Source organism: Pseudomonas sp. X4, assembly GCF_040784925.1.
GTDB classification, from domain to species: Bacteria; Pseudomonadota; Gammaproteobacteria; order Pseudomonadales; family Pseudomonadaceae; genus Aquipseudomonas; species Aquipseudomonas putida_Z.
The window spans coordinates 1,101,819-1,119,223 of sequence record NZ_CP160798.1; the positions used below are offsets into that span (position 1 = coordinate 1,101,819).

9 protein-coding genes are annotated in these 17,405 nt (G+C 62.6%); 8 read left to right on the plus strand and 1 reads right to left on the minus strand.

All coding sequences use genetic code 11. The features are described 5' to 3' along the window. Window positions 1-251 precede the first annotated feature (251 nt). On the plus strand, window positions 252-1,784 hold the full coding sequence (glpD, locus tag ABX298_RS04790) for a glycerol-3-phosphate dehydrogenase (RefSeq protein WP_317409630.1): 1,533 nt from the start codon (window positions 252-254) through the stop codon (window positions 1,782-1,784). A 75-nt stretch (window positions 1,785-1,859) separates the two neighbouring features. On the opposite strand, the gene ABX298_RS04795 is transcribed toward glpD, so the two are convergent. Beyond that, window positions 1,860-6,188 (minus strand): NEL-type E3 ubiquitin ligase domain-containing protein, encoded by a 4,329-nt coding sequence (locus ABX298_RS04795; protein ID WP_367394137.1) that lies wholly within the window; start codon window positions 6,186-6,188, stop codon window positions 1,860-1,862. 209 nt (window positions 6,189-6,397) lie between these two features. Between ABX298_RS04795 and ABX298_RS04800 the strand changes: the two genes are divergently transcribed. The 7 genes from ABX298_RS04800 (at window position 6,398) to ABX298_RS04830 (ending at window position 17,384) form a co-directional block, all read left to right on the plus strand. Continuing rightward, complete coding sequence (locus tag ABX298_RS04800) at window positions 6,398-10,552, plus strand: NEL-type E3 ubiquitin ligase domain-containing protein (protein ID WP_367394138.1); 4,155 nt, start codon at window positions 6,398-6,400, stop codon at window positions 10,550-10,552. Between the two features lie 319 nt (window positions 10,553-10,871). Further along, complete coding sequence (locus ABX298_RS04805) at window positions 10,872-11,789, plus strand: glutamate/aspartate ABC transporter substrate-binding protein (protein ID WP_025340398.1); 918 nt, start codon at window positions 10,872-10,874, stop codon at window positions 11,787-11,789. A 142-nt stretch (window positions 11,790-11,931) separates the two neighbouring features. Then, on the plus strand, window positions 11,932-12,678 hold the full coding sequence (locus ABX298_RS04810; RefSeq protein WP_025340399.1) for an amino acid ABC transporter permease: 747 nt from the start codon (window positions 11,932-11,934) through the stop codon (window positions 12,676-12,678). Continuing rightward, window positions 12,679-13,350 (plus strand): amino acid ABC transporter permease, encoded by a 672-nt coding sequence (locus tag ABX298_RS04815; RefSeq protein ID WP_075046155.1) that lies wholly within the window; start codon window positions 12,679-12,681, stop codon window positions 13,348-13,350. It begins immediately after the preceding gene. After that, window positions 13,347-14,081, plus strand: coding sequence for an amino acid ABC transporter ATP-binding protein (locus ABX298_RS04820; protein WP_003258023.1), 735 nt, complete (start codon window positions 13,347-13,349; stop codon window positions 14,079-14,081). The genes ABX298_RS04815 and ABX298_RS04820 overlap by 4 nt, the downstream gene beginning before the upstream one ends. 73 nt (window positions 14,082-14,154) lie before the next feature. Beyond that, a complete protein-coding gene (locus ABX298_RS04825) occupies window positions 14,155-16,059 on the plus strand; it encodes an ATP-binding protein (protein WP_025340401.1) in 1,905 nt (634 codons plus the stop codon). 47 nt (window positions 16,060-16,106) lie between these two features. Beyond that, entirely contained in the window at window positions 16,107-17,384 is a 1,278-nt protein-coding gene (locus ABX298_RS04830) for a sigma-54 dependent transcriptional regulator (protein WP_230385126.1), read from the plus strand. The last annotated feature ends 21 nt before the right edge of the window (window positions 17,385-17,405 follow it).

Below are 17,405 nucleotides of genomic sequence, written 5' to 3' on the forward strand. Positions count from 1 at the left end.
GGCTGACAGGCGCATGCCGCAAGGCTTGTCGCGCCTGTGGGATCGAGCGTCGTCCGCGCCGCGCTCGATCCCACAGACGCCACACCTTTCAAACCGATCATCCAAAATTTTCGTAAATGTTCATTTCTTTTTCATCTGATCAGTTTTTTCTATAAAGACTGACTGGCGACCGGCTTTCTGTTGCGCTAGTATTTTCGAAAACGAACATCAATGTTCATATTCGATGTGAACAGCCCCAGGAGGCCTTGCCCGTGTCCCAGCCCGTTTCGTCCCAGCCCCCCGTCGCTGACTGCTATGACCTCGCCGTGATCGGCGGCGGCATCAATGGCGTGGGCATCGCTGCCGACGCCGCCGGGCGTGGCCTCAAGGTATTCCTCTGCGAAAAGGACGACCTGGCCCAGCACACCTCGTCGGCCAGCAGCAAACTGATCCACGGCGGCCTGCGCTACCTGGAGCACTACGAGTTCCGCCTGGTACGTGAAGCGCTGGCCGAGCGCGAAGTGCTGCTGGCCAAAGCCCCGCACATCGTCAAGCCGATGCGCTTCGTGCTGCCGCACCGCCCGCACCTGCGCCCGGCCTGGATGATTCGCGCCGGCCTGTTCCTCTACGATCACCTCGGCAAGCGCAAGCGCCTGGGTGCTTCGCGCAGCCTGCGCTTCGGCCCGGGCTACCCGCTCAAGCCTGCAATCAGCCGTGGCTTCGAATATGCCGACTGCGCGGTGGACGATGCCCGCCTGGTAGTGCTGAATGCGATGGCCGCACGGGAAAAAGGTGCCCATATCCATACCCGTACCCGTTGCCTGCGCGCGGAGCGTGTGGATGGCCTGTGGCAGGTGGAGTTGCAGCACGCTGACGGCCGCCTGCAGACCATTCGCGCCCGCGCCCTGGTCAACGCTGCCGGCCCGTGGGTTGCCAGCTTCATCAAGGATGACCTCAAGCTCGATGCCCCCTATGGCATCCGCCTGATCCAGGGCAGCCATATCATCGTGCCGCGCATGTACGAAGGCGAACATGCCTACATCCTGCAGAACGAGGACCAGCGCATCGTCTTCTGCATCCCGTACCTGGAGCGCTTCACGCTGATCGGCACCACCGATCGCGAATACAGCGGCGACCCCGCCAAAGTCGCGATCACCGAGCAGGAAACCGATTATCTGCTCAAGGTGGTCAACGCCCATTTCAACCACCAGCTCAGCCTCAGCGACATCGTGCACACCTATTCCGGCGTGCGCCCACTGTGCAACGACGAATCGGACAATCCGTCCGCGGTCACCCGCGACTACACCCTGGCGCTGTCCGCCAGTGAAGGGCAAGCGCCGTTGCTCTCGGTTTTCGGTGGCAAGCTGACCACCTACCGCAAACTGGCCGAGTCGGCCATGGCCGAGCTCAAGCCACACTTCCCACAGATGCGCGGTAGCTGGACCGCTGGCGCGCCGCTACCAGGTGGTGAGCAGATGACCACGGTGCAGGCTCTGGTCGATGCGGTGCTGGCGCGTTGTGGCTGGTTGCCGGTCGATATCGCCAGGCGCTGGGTGCTGACCTATGGCAGCCGCGTATGGCAGTTGCTGGATGGCGTGCAAGGGCCGGAAGACCTGGGCCAGGCCATTGGCGGCGGGTTGTTCGGCCGGGAGGTGGACTACCTTGCACGCAACGAATGGGCATGCAGCGCTGAAGACATTCTCTGGCGCCGCACCAAGCTGGGCCTGTTCACCAGCACCGGCGAGCAACAGGCGCTTGCAGACTATCTGCAACGAGAGCAGCAGGCGCGCACCCAAGCGGCGTGACCCGTGGTCTGCCCGCACCCACGGAACGGCGAGCAAGTCGTCCGTGAGTTCGCACCGGGTGCGTAACCGCTGCAGTCACAGGTTCAACCGGTCATAAGCTTCCCTGGCCAACGTGCTTATCAAGTCACGTTCGGCAACCTGATAATCACTCATGACCGTCCTGCCGCGTTGTACGTGGGTCCATTCATCGATGCGCTGCGCGGCCAGGTCCGCCTCGATCTGTTCCAGGCGCAGGTCGAAGCGCTGCCGCACCTCGTCGAAGCGACCTGGGTAACGCTGGCGCACATGCGCCTCCCAGAACGGGCGCTGGGCGAGCGAGACGATCAGGTCCTCTCGGTTTTCCATTTCCAGCACACTACTCTGAACACTGCGCAGCTCCTGCTCGGTGACTCTCGCGAATTCTTCGAAGTGCATCGTGTCCGGCACGATTGGCAGGTCAAGCGGCTGCCGCAGGCGCAGCCTGAAAAAAAGCCTCGTTTCGATATCGTCCACGATCGACGCATCCACTCTGCGCAACTGCCTGATATGCGCAGCGGCGAACCGGTCGACCGCATCCAGGCGAGCCAGTTGCCGCCCCAGACGAACCAGCCCCTCTTCCAGCTCCGCCGCTGGAACACGGCTGCTCACCCGCTCCGCCAGCAAGCTCAACTCCAGTTGCTCCAGAATCAACAGCATCTGGTCTTCGCAGGTGCGGGGGGACGAGGCCTCGGCAAACACCCGCAACCGCAACTGTTCATGTTGCTCGCATGCCTGAAGGATGCGCCAGATGCGTTTACGGAAATAATCGGGATGCTCGTGAAAATCGTCGCTGTCGATAAAGTCCGCAAGAAACTGGAACAGCCCTTGCGCATCTGGCTCCTGATGTAACGACTCCCACAATGCGGCCCTGGGCGCTTTCAATGCGCCGTCTTTACCGACCCAGGCATCGCGGACAGCCTGGTCAACAGCACGATGGCGGAACGAGCCACCACCCCTGCTGCCAGCGCGGTCAACACCGGCAGCCCGATCAAGCGCGGCCTCGCCCTGGGCATCGAGCGGGTTGTCATGCAGGCTGAACGACTGCAATTGCTCGCCCAAGCCGTTCAGTTCCTGGCGCAACTGGCGAATACGGTTTTCCCTCAAGTCCACATGCCCACGCAGGATCACGTCCGCGGGCGTCGTCTCCAGGCCTGCGTCGCGCAGCCGAACATCAGTAAGTTGGTGCAAGCCGGTCAGCACAGGCGCGCGCCCCAACGGGTTGTGGCTCAGGTCCAGCATCGTCAGCCGCCCCAGGCTGGCCAGGCGCCGTTCACTGGCGACATTCATCACGATACGGTTGCCGGAAAGGTTCAAACGCAGCAGACGCGACAGTCGCTCGAGCCCGACAGGCACTTGCTCGAGACGATTGCCACCGAGGTCCAACTCGATCAGGTTGCCGAAACGTGACAGGAAGTCTGCACCGACTTCGCTCAGGTTCATGTTGCGCAGCACCAGCCTGCTGACGTGTCCGAAATCCAGCCCAGCGGGCAGCACCGGCAGGGAGCCAAGCCGCTCTCCGTCGATTGTCAGAACATATTCGCCGGCGTGATTGGATATTTTCCGCCGCCAGCTTCGCCGTACCTGCCGGGCCACTCGGCGTCGCCTGGCATTCTCAAGTACGCCTGGAGCCTCGGCGCACCAGCCATGCAACGCCTCCCGCAACCGGGAAAGCTGCTGCTGGAGCTGGCTGAAATGCTCCCATAGCCCTGTCGAATGTTGCATGAGCTCCGCCAGGTAAGCGTCCAACTGCTCATCGGTCAACGTCGGGAAAACCTGGTGAATACCGCTTCTGATTGCCTGCCGGCTGCTTTCGGCACGGCCACTGAGAGGGTACCCGATACGCCCGTCGGCAAATCTGTGCACCGGGCGCAACCCCTGCCCGACCGGCGCCAAGCCGATCAGCCGCGCGGCCCGTTCACGGTCGGCAGCGGCCAGGGTAGCCAGGGAATCACGCAGGCCCTGCTCCCCTTCGATACCGCCGAGCAGCCCTTTCTGATCGTCCTCGAGCAGGCGCAGCAACGCTTGTGAAAGCTCCAGATTCTGGCTGGCAGCGTCAGCAAGATGGTATCCCTGCTCGCCTCTGACGATGCAACGCACATCAGCAGCTTGCTCCGCGCCGAAAGCCATCAAGAGCCGGCCGTTTAGCTGCGCCTCACGCAGCTCCACGCGAACCGATTCCGGCCACGGGGCGGCTTCCGATACAAGCCCCAACGCCAAGGCCTCGCTGTCTGCATTGGCCGCGCGCAGCAGGCGCACGCCGGCGCAGGCCCGATCGAGACGAGTGTCATGCAGTAGCCAGCGCGCACGTTCCGCCAGCGCCAGCGGCACTCGCTGACCTTGGGCCAGGTTATCGAGTTGCACACCAGAAGCCTGGCCAAGCAACTCGTCCAGCGCGTGCGCAGACAACGTGGGGAAGTCACGCACAAGCACGGCAGCTGCCTCGGCACTGGGCTTGGGTTGGCGCTCGGTGAAGACGCGATCAAGCGCTGCCCCCCGTAACAATGGCATCTGCTCATGCAATTGATGGAACTCGAAGGCGTCCAGCAAACGGCCCGGAGCCGGAGCATTCTCCACACGCAGCCGGCGAAGCTGCTCCAGCTTCAGGCCGGTGATCTGCAACAGCTGGTGCGCCGTTTCATCAGGCACTTCTGCCAGGCTCGCCGCCAGGCGCCGCATCAGGCGAGCAGCGCCCTGCCAACGCTGAGGCTGCTCGAGCGCATGATGCCAACCACCGCCGTTGTCCTCCACCCACGGCGCAAATGCCTCGGCGCGGCCCGGGTGACGAATACGCGGTATCCCGTCCTGCGGATCGTCCCAGACCTGAAAGGCCGACTCTTCACTGCGCAGCAGACGGTAATCGGAAGCGCCCCCAGCGTCGGCCAATTTCGCCTCGGCAGCATCCACGCCATATCCTTCGAGACTTGGCGAACACAGCCTTACCTTGCCCAGGCCATCAGATAACGGTACGAGGCCATCGACGAAGGCGACTCGCTTCAAGCCTTGGATCACTACCGCGCCGCCCTTGGCAAGGAGCAGGCCGGCGGCGACGTTTTCCGCCACACCAAAAAGGTGGTCCAGCGCACCCTCGCGATCCCCGATACGCCAGTCCTGGTAGCCCTCATAGACTTCAGAAGCCACCTGCACCGCAGCCACCGCCAGCAATGCCTCCCCAAGCACCGGCACGAACAGGCCCGCCAGGTTGAGCAGGTCCAACCCCAGTGATGCATAGGCGTTGAACCGCTCGTTACGGGCCTGCTGGTCTTCATCGCCCGTGGGCACGGCGAGCAGGCGGGCATCGTCGTAGATCTTGCCTATCTGCAAGCGTCGCAGGTGGACGTACAGCGGTTCACTGACAGCCAGGTGGCGACCGTCGAGCTCGATAGCCGAACCCGCCCTCTTCGCCAGGCGCTCGGTCAACAGGGTAAAGAAGCGGCCTCGGTCCCGCTCACTGATAAACCGAGCGAAGAATGCACGGTAGCCCGGGCTCTGCATACGAACGGCCAGTGCAGCGTAAAGGGCTTGCCAGGTGGCAAACCGAGCGACAGGGTTGATCGGATCGCCGGGAACCCAGGCAATGACCCCCTCGACACCATCGCCGCCTGCCTGTGCCACTTCGAGGGTCACTACACCGCGGATGCATTTCCCCAACAGATAGAGCTGCCGCGCCGTGGTCACCTGGGGCACTGCCGGCACCACCGGGGTTTCAGCCAACACGGGCAACAGTTGCAGGTAGCTGCGTTCGTCCAGCGCGCCCTTGAACAAGGCCATGTACACAGCGACCTGAAAATGCGCGCGCTGATTGTCTTCGAACAGTTTGTGTACCTCGCGCTCGGCCTGACCTGGCGCGGCGCCTTGCGGATCACTCGGTTTCAGGCAGGTATCGAGCTTGGCCTGGTATCTTCCACCCACGTCCAATTGCCTGCACAGCTTCGCGAACGCCTCGAAGTTCAATTGCAGACTCCTGCCATTCCCGTCCAGGAAATAGGCTTTTCGCAGGGAGTCAGCCTTTGTCTCGTTTACGTGATAGTTGTGCAGCGCGGCGGTCAACAAATTGCGTGTAGACCAACTGACAGGGTATGCCTTGCGTATCCCCGGTTGCACGGATGGCTGGAACTCCGATTCCTGCTGGAACACCTGCCAACGCCACGCCTGCTCATTGCTGACCCCGGCTTGCTGCAGGCCAGCGGTAAGCAGTTGCCGGGCAAACGCTTCCAGCGATGGAATCTTGTGTAGCACCTCGCCCAGGTTACGGGTGGTCTGTTCCTGTTTGCGCAAGGCCTTCAGGAAAGTGCTCCGTCGGTCGGCTGGGGCATGGGTGAGCCAATCGGGCAACTGGCGGGCTATCAGCGTATCGATCGAGTCAGGGGGGAAATCAACGGATGTCATGTGGTGTCTCCAGCGGCAATGGGCGGCCACCTCAACACCTGCGCACCGGGCATGGGCACTAGATAATGCTCATGGATCGAACCTTGGTTTCCCGGCTGGCCGTCATCGCCCCTGCCGGCACCGCAGGCAACTCAAGCAGCACTATCTACCGCCAAGCCAGGTTCCCAGCGTGATGCTCTGGTGGCTTTTTCAGCCCCAGAGATCACCACGTGCCGCCCATCGAAAGTATCCCGTCCGACTCCATCGACAATCTGATCGCGCAGCAGCTTCCTGACTGGTTGATACGCGCGGACGCACAGCACCGTGAAGCCTATCGCGAGGCCTTGAGCGAACAGCAGCAAGCAGCCGACAGCCTCAAGCATCTGCTTGCCTCGATACCGGACATTGAACAGTTCGCCGTCCCTCTGCTCGAAGGCGCCTTGCTTGCAGAAGGGCTTGGCGAGGTCGACCCTCGGTCTACATACGTGGTCATCAGCGAAGCGTTTCAGTTGCCCTCTGCTGCAGAAAAGCTTTACCAACCCAGCATCACTCACACCACACGACAGAGCCTGCTAGCCGCCGCGCTACACAACTTCGAAGCACACGAAACCCAGCCTTGGTGGCAGCGCAAGGCGTATCTGGTAGACGAAAAGGGCAGGCGCCTGGCGATGACGTTCGAGCGCTTTGCCAGCCTGTGCCGCACGCTGGACATCGGCGGACGATACCAAGCCCTTCTGAACCGCATCCTCAAACCCAGAGCGGGCCGAGGCCAACCAGCGGATCAGGCGCGAATCAAGGTGGAACAGCAGTTTCAGCGCGGTATTCGTTCGCGCATGCGAGCCGCGCTTCATGAAGGCAGGCTCAAGGGCCAACTGGATGAGCAGGATCTGCTGCGGTTGCTACCGGTGCTTGCGACCCCTGCCCAGCCCGCGCATGACAAAGGCAGCCTGATCCCGCGCCAACTGTATCTGCTGGGCAAGTGCATGGTCGGCATCATCGCGCTCGAATGGCGACCGCTGCCAGATTCCGCCCTCGATGAGATCATCGTCTGGATCCCTGATGACCCTGACCGAAGCCTGCGTTTCTACGACTCGTGGCGCGAGCTCTACGACGACCTTGCCAGGCGCCTCGAACACCGGTCGTTCCAGACCTTTCTGCGGCGTTTCGTCAAGGCGCAGGACAGGAGCGAGTTCGACCAGGCTCTCTCGCGGGCTTTGGCTGCATCGAAGAAGGAGCACACCCCGGAAATTGACGGGCGCAACCTCGCCGTGAGCGGTGATGTGTTCGCCCACGTGCAGGCGTTGCTGATCACCAGGATCTTCGACGATGCCGCCTACCTGGCCGTAGCGACCGATCAGGAAGACCGTCTAAGCAGGCACAGGCGCTTGCAGGCCATGCTCAGCGCAGGGCTGGACCTGCTGGGGCTGGTTGCATTCGTCGTGCCCGTCGTAGGCGACCTGATGCTGGTGCTTAGTGCTGCGCAACTGTTGGACGAGGTCTACGAAGGCTATCAGGACTGGCAACTGGGTAATCGCCAAGGCGCCCTGGATCACCTGTTCGCCGTGGCCCAGGGCCTGGTTTTAGCCGGCGCCAGCGCAGGCGCGATAAAGGCAATACGGCGGGTACCTTTTGTCGACGGGTTGGCCCCAAGGCCGCTTCCTGAAGGCAAAGTCAAACTGGCTCGCTCTCCTCACTACTTCCCAGCCGAGGAAAACGCGTCGGTACTGCTGCAGGGGTTGCAAGGCAACCACCTGGGTGAACTTCAGGAGTCGAGCGCCAGCATGCTGCTGGATGTCACCGGTTTTTCCACGGAGCAATTACGCCAACTGTGCCAGGAACACGCCTCACCGCCGGCGCGGCTGCTCGACATCCACGAACGTATCGCATTGCATACCGACCACCCGGAGCTACGCGGCGCGGCCTTCGAAGAGCAATTGCGCGCCCGTCGCCAGGCTGTTTCCGATGAGCAGAGAACATTGATGAATGCCTTCAGGTACCTCTCACCGAGGGGTGCCCAGGAAATCATCGAGCACAGCAGCTCCTCCCAGCTGGAAAAACTCCAGGCAACCGGGCGTGTGCCGTTGGGTATCGCGGAAAGTGCCCGCTGGTATGAGCGGGACAGCCGTATCGACCGGGCTTGCCTTGGCATGCGCCTGGCGGCGCTGGGTACAGACGACAGCGAAAAACTGGCGATGGGGCTGATCGAGCGCCAAGCGCCCTGGCCGGCCGCATTGCGTGTGGAACTGCGTGAAGGTCACCAGAAAGGTCGCCTGTTGTATGCAAGCCCAGATACGCAGAACAGCCAGGTGTCGATCATCGTGCGACAACCAGACGGCTACAGGCTGGCCAATGACGCGAATCACCTGGCCAGCGGTACCTTGCTCGAAACGGTACTGCGCACCTTTGACGAGCAGCAGAAAACCAAGCTTGGAAACCGCAATTTGCAGGCCAGGCAGCTCCGTCAGCAACTCCTTGTGGCCGCGGTGCAGGATCGGCAACGCACGGCGGAAATCCTCGGGCTACCCCGTATCGGTGCCAATCTGCGGCCGCCCAGGCGCTTTGCCGATGGAAGGCTTGGATACCCACTCAGCGGTGGCGGCGAAAGCAGCCGGCAGGCCATTCGCCAAGGCATCCATCAGATCTTCCCGACATTGAGCGAACTGCAACTGGACGCCTACCTGAACGCCGTGCGTCAGCGAGGCGAAAACCTGTGGAGCCATTATCAGATGCTGCAACGCCAGCTTGGCGAACTACGCGAGACGCTACGGGCCTGGCAGGCCGACTGGCAGTCGCCGGTCGACGCCATCCGTCGCCGCCGTATCGTCGATGCCCTTCGCCGCAGCTGGCGGCGCAAGCTGGTGGATGGCAACGACCAGTACGAGTTGTTCATAGACGGCGAGTCCGTACCGACCCTGCCAGCGTTGCCAGCAGGCATCGAATACGGGCATGTGCGCCGCCTGACATTGCGCGACATGCATCTGGAACACATCGATGCCCAATTCCTCAGGCGTTTTCCCAACATCGTCGATCTGGACCTCAGCGGCAACCGGCTGACCCAGGTGCCCGAGGGTATCGAAAGCCTTACCCAGCTGCGACGCGTGAACCTTGGCAACAACCGGATCACGCTGGACCAGACGGCAAGCAACCGCCTGGCCCAACTGCAGCGCCTCGATACGCTGATACTGAGCTACAACCCGCTCAATGGTTTGCCTGACCTATCGGCGTTGCCGCATGTGCGTGACCTGCAGCTGCGCGCCACGGGCCAGGCAGACATCAGCCAGATTCACCAGTTGATAACGATGCGCGCCCATGTCGATCTGCGCGACAACAGGATCAGCGAGCTACAGCGGGAAATGCGCGGGCTGCGCCTGCGTTTGCAGCGTCTCAACCTGCACGACAACCCCTTGAGCGAAAGCAGTATCGAGTATCTCGACGAAGCGCGCGGCGTCACCGATGCCGGTGGCAGGGGCAGCGCCAGCTACACCCATGGGGTGATCGACGAGGACACCCGCGCCAATTGGGTAGCGTCCAGGAACGAGCTGCTTCGCGCTCAACGCGAGGCAGCCTGGGACCGCCTGATCGAAGAGCCTGGTTCGGCAGGCATGTTCCGGTTCCTGGCCGACTTCGCCCAAAGCGAGGACTTCCAGGACAATCCTCGCCATTATCGTCGGCGCGTCTGGCATATCCTGGAAGCCTGCGAAAACAACGAAGCGCTGCGTGAACAGCTGTTTCGCGAGGCTGATGGACCACGCAGCTGCGATGACCGCCTGCTGCTGATGCTCAACCAGATGGAAGTCGGCGTCATGGCTTATCAGGGCGTCGAAGGCGTACCTGCTGCAATGAGAGAAACAAGCTTGCTGCACCTGGGGGAGCAGTTGCATCGTCTCGACCTGCTGGATGCCATTGCCAATCGCCATGTCCAGCGCTTGCGCCAGGCAGGGCGCAAGCCGGATGAAATCGAAGTCCGCCTGTTCTATCGCTTGCGCCTTGCAGACGCCCTCGACCTGCCAGTACCGCCCGATGAAATGCATTTCGCTTCGTACGCGCATGTGACGTCCGCAGACCTGAACGATGCACAACTGGAAGTGCTGGGCACCTACGAGACGTTACCCATGCTGGATGCGCTCGCCGCCCGCCCCTATTGGCAGACCTACCTGCGTGAAACCTATGCGGAGCGTTTCGAGGCGATGACCGGGCCTTACCATGATCGGATGGAAGCGCTCGAAGCGCAGGCCACAGCGGGCCAGGAAGGCGACTACGAAGAACGCGCCAGCTCACTGATGCACGAATTGGCGGCAGAAGAATCAACCTTGATTCGCCGTTTGACGGCCGAGGCGTGGGCACGTTCCAGGTCGGCTGACGCGGGCCGCCCGCTTCAGCGCTGATCCTCGAACGCTGCCCCGGTCAGGCTGCCTGGACCGTGGCCTGACCGGGTTGGTAGCGGCAGCGTGTGACGAGATATGCGTTCGGATTTCCGAATGACCGAAAACAATTCGTTCGGAAATGCGCACGAAACTCACCGTCATACAATGGTCAAAAAAGATTGATTCCCAGCAAATTCGCGGCGTTATCATCGAACACAGGGCTTGGCACGACTCATGCTCTACACTTGGTAGCCGAATGCAATCGTTTATTTCTGTATTCGTTGAACGAAGAGTCCGCCAACGGCTCCATAAAAAAAACAAACACGTCGAGGAAAATTTGATGCGCATCGTTCGTCAATTGCTGGGCGCCGCCATCGCGGCCGCTGTGATCGCTTCGCCGGCCATGGCCGAAGAACTGACCGGCACCCTGAAGAAGATCAAAGATTCGGGCACCATCACCCTGGGCCACCGCGACTCCTCCATCCCGTTTTCCTACCTGGCCGGCAAGCCCGAGCCCGTGGGCTACTCGCATGACATCCAGCTGGCTGTCGTCGACGCCCTGAAGAAGCAGCTGGGCACGGACATCAAGGTCCGCTACAACCTCGTCACCTCCCAGACCCGCATCCCGCTGGTGCAGAACGGCACCGTGGACCTCGAGTGCGGCTCCACCACCAACAACGTCGAGCGCCAGCAACAGGTCGGTTTCTCGGTCGGCATCTTCGAAGTCGGTACCCGCCTGCTGACCAAGGTCAAGGACGGTCAGCCGGCATACAAGGACTTCCCGGACCTGGCCGGCAAGAACGTGGTGACCACCGCCGGTACCACCTCCGAGCGCATCCTCAAGGCGATGAACGCCGACAAGCAGATGAAGATGAACGTGATTTCCGCCAAGGACCACGGTGAAGCCTTCAACATGCTCGAAAGCGGCCGCGCCGTGGCCTTCATGATGGACGACGCCCTGCTCGCCGGCGAAATGGCCAAGGCTCGCAAGCCGTCGGACTGGGTCATCACCGGTACCCCGCAGTCGTACGAAATCTACGGCTGCATGGTGCGCAAGGATGACGCGGCCTTCAAGAAAGCGGTCGATGACGCCATCGTCGGCTACTTCAAGTCGGGTGAAGTCAACAAGAGCTACGACAAGTGGTTCCAGCAGCCAATCCCGCCAAAGGGCCTGAACCTGCAGTTCCCGATGAGCGACGAGCTGAAGAAACTGATCGCCGAGCCGACCGACAAGGCTGCGGACGAGAAGAAGTCCTGACTCTCAGATAGTGGCCTGGTGCTCAACAGCACCAATCAATACTGCAGGCCACTCATTAGTGTCTAACCTTTCATCCGAGGGCGCCAAGCGCTCTCGGATGCTCGAAGGTGCCCGTGAAACAATCGTCTGAGGGGAAATCCCGATGAATTACAACTGGGACTGGGGCGTGTTCTTCAAGTCCACCGGCGTGGGCAGCGAAACCTATCTGGACTGGTACGTCACCGGCCTGGGCTGGACCATCGCCATCGCCATCTCCGCCTGGATCATCGCCTTGCTGCTGGGCTCGGTCCTCGGTGTCATGCGTACCGTGCCGAACCGTGTGGTAGCAGGTATCGCCACCGCCTACGTGGAGCTGTTCCGCAACGTACCGCTGCTGGTGCAGCTGTTCATCTGGTACTTCCTGGTGCCGGACCTGCTGCCAGAGGGCCTGCAGGAATGGTTCAAGCAGGACCTCAACCCGACCACTTCGGCGCTGATCAGCGTGGTCATCTGCCTGGGCCTGTTCACCGCCGCCCGCGTGTGCGAACAGGTGCGTACCGGCATCCAGGCGCTGCCCCGTGGCCAGGAAGCCGCCGCCCGCGCCATGGGCTTCAGCCTGTCGCAGATCTACACCAACGTGCTGCTGCCGCAAGCCTACCGGATCATCATTCCGCCGCTCACCTCGGAATTCCTGAACGTGTTCAAGAACTCGTCGGTGGCGTCGCTGATCGGCCTGATGGAACTGCTGGCACAAACCAAGCAGACCGCCGAATTCTCGGCCAACCTGTTCGAGGCCTTCACCCTGGCCACGCTGATCTACTTCACCCTGAACATGGGCCTGATGCTGCTGATGCGCATGGTCGAGAAGAAAGTCTCGGTGCCCGGCCTGATTTCCGTAGGGGGCAAATAAATGGACATGGATTTCAGCGAAATCATCCCGGCCCTGCCTGCCCTGTGGGAAGGCATGGTCATGACCCTGCAGCTGATGGTCATGGGCGTGGTCGGCGGCATTGTGCTGGGGACCATCCTGGCCCTGATGCGCCTGTCGTCGAGCAAGCTGCTGTCGAACGTGGCCGGCGCCTACGTCAACTACTTCCGCTCGATCCCGCTGCTGCTGGTCATCACCTGGTTCTACCTGGCGGTACCGTTCGTGCTGCGCTGGATCACCGGCGAGGACACCCCGGTGGGTGCCTTCACCTCTTGCGTGGTGGCATTCATGATGTTCGAGGCCGCGTACTTCTGCGAAATCGTCCGCGCCGGCGTGCAGTCGATCTCCAAGGGCCAGATGGGCGCCGCCCAGGCACTGGGCATGACCTACGGCCAGACCATGCGCCTGATCATCCTGCCCCAGGCCTTCCGCAAGATGACCCCGCTGCTGCTGCAGCAGAGCATCATCCTGTTCCAGGACACCTCGCTGGTATACACCGTGGGCCTGGTGGACTTCCTCAACTCGGCACGCTCCAACGGCGACATCATCGGGCGCTCCCATGAGTTCCTGATCTTCGCCGGTGTCGTGTACTTCCTCATCAGCTTCTCCGCTTCGTGGCTGGTCAAGCGCCTGCAAAAAAGGATCACCGTATGATTTCCATCAAGAACGTCAACAAGTGGTACGGGGACTTCCAGGTACTGACCGACTGCAGCACCGAGGTCAAGAAGGGTGAAGTGGTGGTGGTATGCGGCCCGTCGGGCTCGGGCAAGTCCACCCTGATCAAGTGCGTCAACGCCCTGGAGCCGTTCCAGAAAGGTGACATCGTGGTCGACGGCACCTCGATCGCCGACCCCAAGACCAACCTGCCCAAGCTGCGTTCGCGCGTTGGCATGGTGTTCCAGCACTTCGAGCTGTTCCCGCACCTGTCCATCACCGAGAACCTGACCATTGCCCAGCGCAAGGTGCTTGGCCGCAGCGAAGCGGAAGCGACCAAGAAGGGCCTGGCCCTGCTCGACCGTGTCGGCCTCGGTGCCCACGCCAAGAAGCACCCCGGCCAGCTGTCCGGCGGCCAGCAGCAGCGCGTGGCCATCGCCCGTGCCCTGTCGATGGACCCGATCGTCATGCTGTTCGACGAACCGACCTCGGCGCTGGACCCGGAAATGGTCAACGAAGTACTGGACGTGATGGTCGAACTGGCCCACGAAGGCATGACCATGATGTGTGTGACCCACGAAATGGGCTTCGCCCGCAAGGTGGCCAACCGCGTGATCTTCATGGACAAGGGCAACATCATCGAGGATTGCCAGAAGGAAGACTTCTTCGGCAACCCGAGCGCCCGCCACGAGCGTACCCAGCACTTCCTCAGCAAGATCCTGCAACACTGATTTTGCTTCACTGAAGCGGTCGGCGCCGCTGCCCTTTCGGGCAGCAGGCGCTGGTCGTGACAAGGCCACTGTGATGAAATGCGATCCTTCGCTTCTTCTCCCTGCCAAGCCTGCCGTGAAATCCCGCCTGCTCCGCCAATTGCTGTTGCCGCCACTGATCATCCTGCTGATGGTCGGCCTGGGTATGGCTGGCTACCTGATCAGCGAGAGCAACGGTATCCGCACCCTAAGCGAAAACGGCGAACGCCAGCTGGAGCTGCACGCGCGCACGGTCGAGAGCGAAATCAGCAAGTACACCTACCTGCCGAGCCTGCTGGAGCTGGAAGACAGCGTCTCGCACCTGCTCACCGACCCTGATGGCGGCTCGCGGCAGATCGTCAACGAATACCTCGAAGGCCTGAACCGGCGCAGCCGCAGCCGGGCCATTTTCGTCCTCGACACCAATGGCCGGGTCCAGGCCACCAGCAACTGGCGCGATGCCGACTCGTTCCTCGGCGAAGACCTTTCATTCCGTGCCTACTTCCAGACCGCCGTGCGCGGCGAGCCCGGGCGTTTCTACGGTATCGGCAGCACCACCGGCGAGGCTGGCTATTACCTGGCCCACGGCCTGGAGGAACACGGCAAGATCATTGGCGTGGCGGTGATCAAAGTGCGCCTGGACACCCTCGAGGAGCGCTGGCAGCGTGCCCGCCTGGAAGCTTTCGTCAGCGACGAGAACGGCATCATCATCCTCTCCAGCGACCCGGCCCGGCGCCTGAAATCTGTACGCCCGCTGACCCCGCAGATCAAGGAGCGCCTGGCCCGTAGCCTGCAATACTACTGGTGGCCGCTGAACGAGCTGCAGCCCCTGGCCCGGGAAACCCTGGCCGATGGTGTGGAAAAGCTGACCTTCCCGGCCAACAGCGAAACCGCACAGGGCAAGGCCCGCGAAATGGCCTACCTGGCCCAGACTCGGCGCCTGGTCGACACGCCCTGGCATTTCACCCTGCTGACCCCGCTGCAGGACCTGCGCCGCGAATCCATGGTACAGGGCATCCTGGTGGGCGTGGCCTTCGCCTTGCTGGCGATCCTCGGCATCGCCTGGAACGAACGGCGCAAGGTCATCGCCACCCGCCTGGCAGCCCGCGAGGCACTGCAGGAAGCCAACAGCCAGCTGGAGCGACGGATTACCGAACGCACGGCCGACCTGCGTGCCAGCAACGAACGCCTCAAGGGCCAGATTCGCGAGCGCCGGCATGCCGAGCAGACCCTGCGCCACGCCCAGGATGAGCTGGTACAGGCCGGCAAGCTGGCCGCCATCGGACAGATGTCCACCAGCATTGCCCACGAACTGAACCAGCCGCTGGCCGCGCTGCGCACGTTGTCCGGCAACACCGTGCGCTTCCTCGAGCGCGGGGCACTGGAAACCGCCAGCACCAACCTGCGCACCATGAACGACCTGATCGACCGCATGGGCCGCATCACCGCCAGCCTGCGCTCGTTCGCCCGACGCAGTGACGACAGCGGCCAGGCCTCGCTGGCCAAGGCGGTGGACGCTACCCTGCAGGTGCTGGCCAACCGCATCAGCGCCTGCCACCTGCAGCTGCACAATCAGTTCGAGGACCAGCAGCTGGCCATCGACCAGACCCGCCTGGAGCAGATCCTGGTCAACCTGATCGGCAACGCCCTGGATGCCATGGCCGCCCAACCGCTGCCGCAACTGTGGCTGGAGGGCGAGCTGCAGGGCGACAAGTACCGTTTGCAGGTGCGCGACAATGGCCACGGCATCGACGCCGAGGCGCGCAAGCACCTGTTCGAACCTTTCTTCACCACCAAACCGGGCGAACACGGCCTGGGCCTGGGCCTGACCCTGTCGGCGAGCCTTGCCGCCGCCGCCAAGGGCAGCCTCAACGTCGAGCACCCCGCCAGCGGCGGCACGGCCTTCGTCCTCGCCCTGCCCCTGGTCTCCCCCCCTAGCGAATCGGCAGAGCACCCATGAACCAAGCGCCTCTTACCGTCCTGATCGTCGAAGACGACCCGCATGTGCTGCTCGGCTGCCAACAGGCGCTGGCCCTGGAAGACATTGCCTGCGAAGGCGTGGGCAGCGCCGAGCAGGCGCTGGAACGCATCGGCGACGACTTTGCCGGCATCGTCGTCAGCGATATCCGCCTTCCGGGCATCGATGGCCTGGAGCTGCTCAACCGCCTAAAGGCCCGCGACCGCAGCCTGCCGGTGGTGCTGATCACCGGCCACGGCGATATCGACATGGCGGTCGGCGCCATGCGCAATGGCGCCTACGACTTCATGGAAAAGCCCTTCTCCCCGGAGCGCCTGGTCGACGTGGTGCGCCGCGCCCTTGAGCAGCGCGGGCTGTCGCGCGAAGTGGTGGCCCTGCGCCGCCAGCTGGCCGAACAAAGCAGCCTGGAGGGGCGCATCATTGGCCGCTCGCCGGCCATGGAGCACCTGCGCGAACTGATCGCCAACGTCGCCGATACCTCGGCCAACGTGCTGATCGAAGGCGAAACCGGTACCGGCAAGGAACTGGTCGCCCGCTGCCTGCACGACTTCAGCCGCCGCCAGGGCCAGCCGTTCGTGGCACTGAACTGTGGCGGCCTGCCGGAAAACCTGTTCGAAAGCGAGATTTTCGGCCACGAGGCCAACGCCTTCACCGGTGCTGGCAAACGCCGCATCGGCAAGATCGAACACGCCAACGGCGGCACGCTGTTCCTCGACGAAGTGGAGAGCATGCCGATCAACCTGCAGATCAAGCTGTTGCGCGTGCTGCAGGAGCGCACCCTGGAGCGACTGGGCTCGAACCAGAGCATTCCGGTGGACTGCCGGGTGATCGCCGCCACCAAGTCCGACCTGGATGCCATGGGCCAGAGCGGCCAGTTTCGCAGCGACCTGTATTACCGGCTGAACGTGGTGACCCTGGAGCTGCCGCCGCTGCGCGAGCGCCGCGAAGACATCCTGCAGCTGTTCGAACACTTCCTGCAGCAGTCGGCCCTGCGCTTCGATCGCGAAACGCCTGCGCTGGACAGCCAGACCTTGTCGCGCCTGATGGCCCACGATTGGCCGGGCAACGTGCGTGAACTGCGCAACGTCGCCGAACGCTATGCCCTCGGCCTGCCAGCGTTCAAGAAAGGCCCCAGCGGTGGTGCCAGCCAAGGTTTGGGCTTTGCCGAGGCGGTGGAAGCGTTCGAGCGCAACCTGCTCGGCGATGCCCTGCAACGCACTGGCGGCAACCTGAGCCAGGCCAGCCAGGAGCTGGGCATGGCCAAGACCACGCTGTTCGACAAAGTGAAGAAATACGGCCTCGGCTGACCTCAACCCCAACCTGGAAAG

Coding starts and splice junctions, on each gene's coding strand:
- ABX298_RS04795 (WP_367394137.1), bottom strand. CDS start 6,188: ATGACATCCGTTGATTTCCCCCCTGACTCGATCGATACGCTGATAGCC.
- ABX298_RS04815 (WP_075046155.1), top strand. CDS start 12,679: ATGGACATGGATTTCAGCGAAATCATCCCGGCCCTGCCTGCCCTGTGG.
- ABX298_RS04805 (WP_025340398.1), top strand. CDS start 10,872: ATGCGCATCGTTCGTCAATTGCTGGGCGCCGCCATCGCGGCCGCTGTG.
- ABX298_RS04810 (WP_025340399.1), top strand. CDS start 11,932: ATGAATTACAACTGGGACTGGGGCGTGTTCTTCAAGTCCACCGGCGTG.
- ABX298_RS04825 (WP_025340401.1), top strand. CDS start 14,155: ATGAAATGCGATCCTTCGCTTCTTCTCCCTGCCAAGCCTGCCGTGAAA.
- ABX298_RS04820 (WP_003258023.1), top strand. CDS start 13,347: ATGATTTCCATCAAGAACGTCAACAAGTGGTACGGGGACTTCCAGGTA.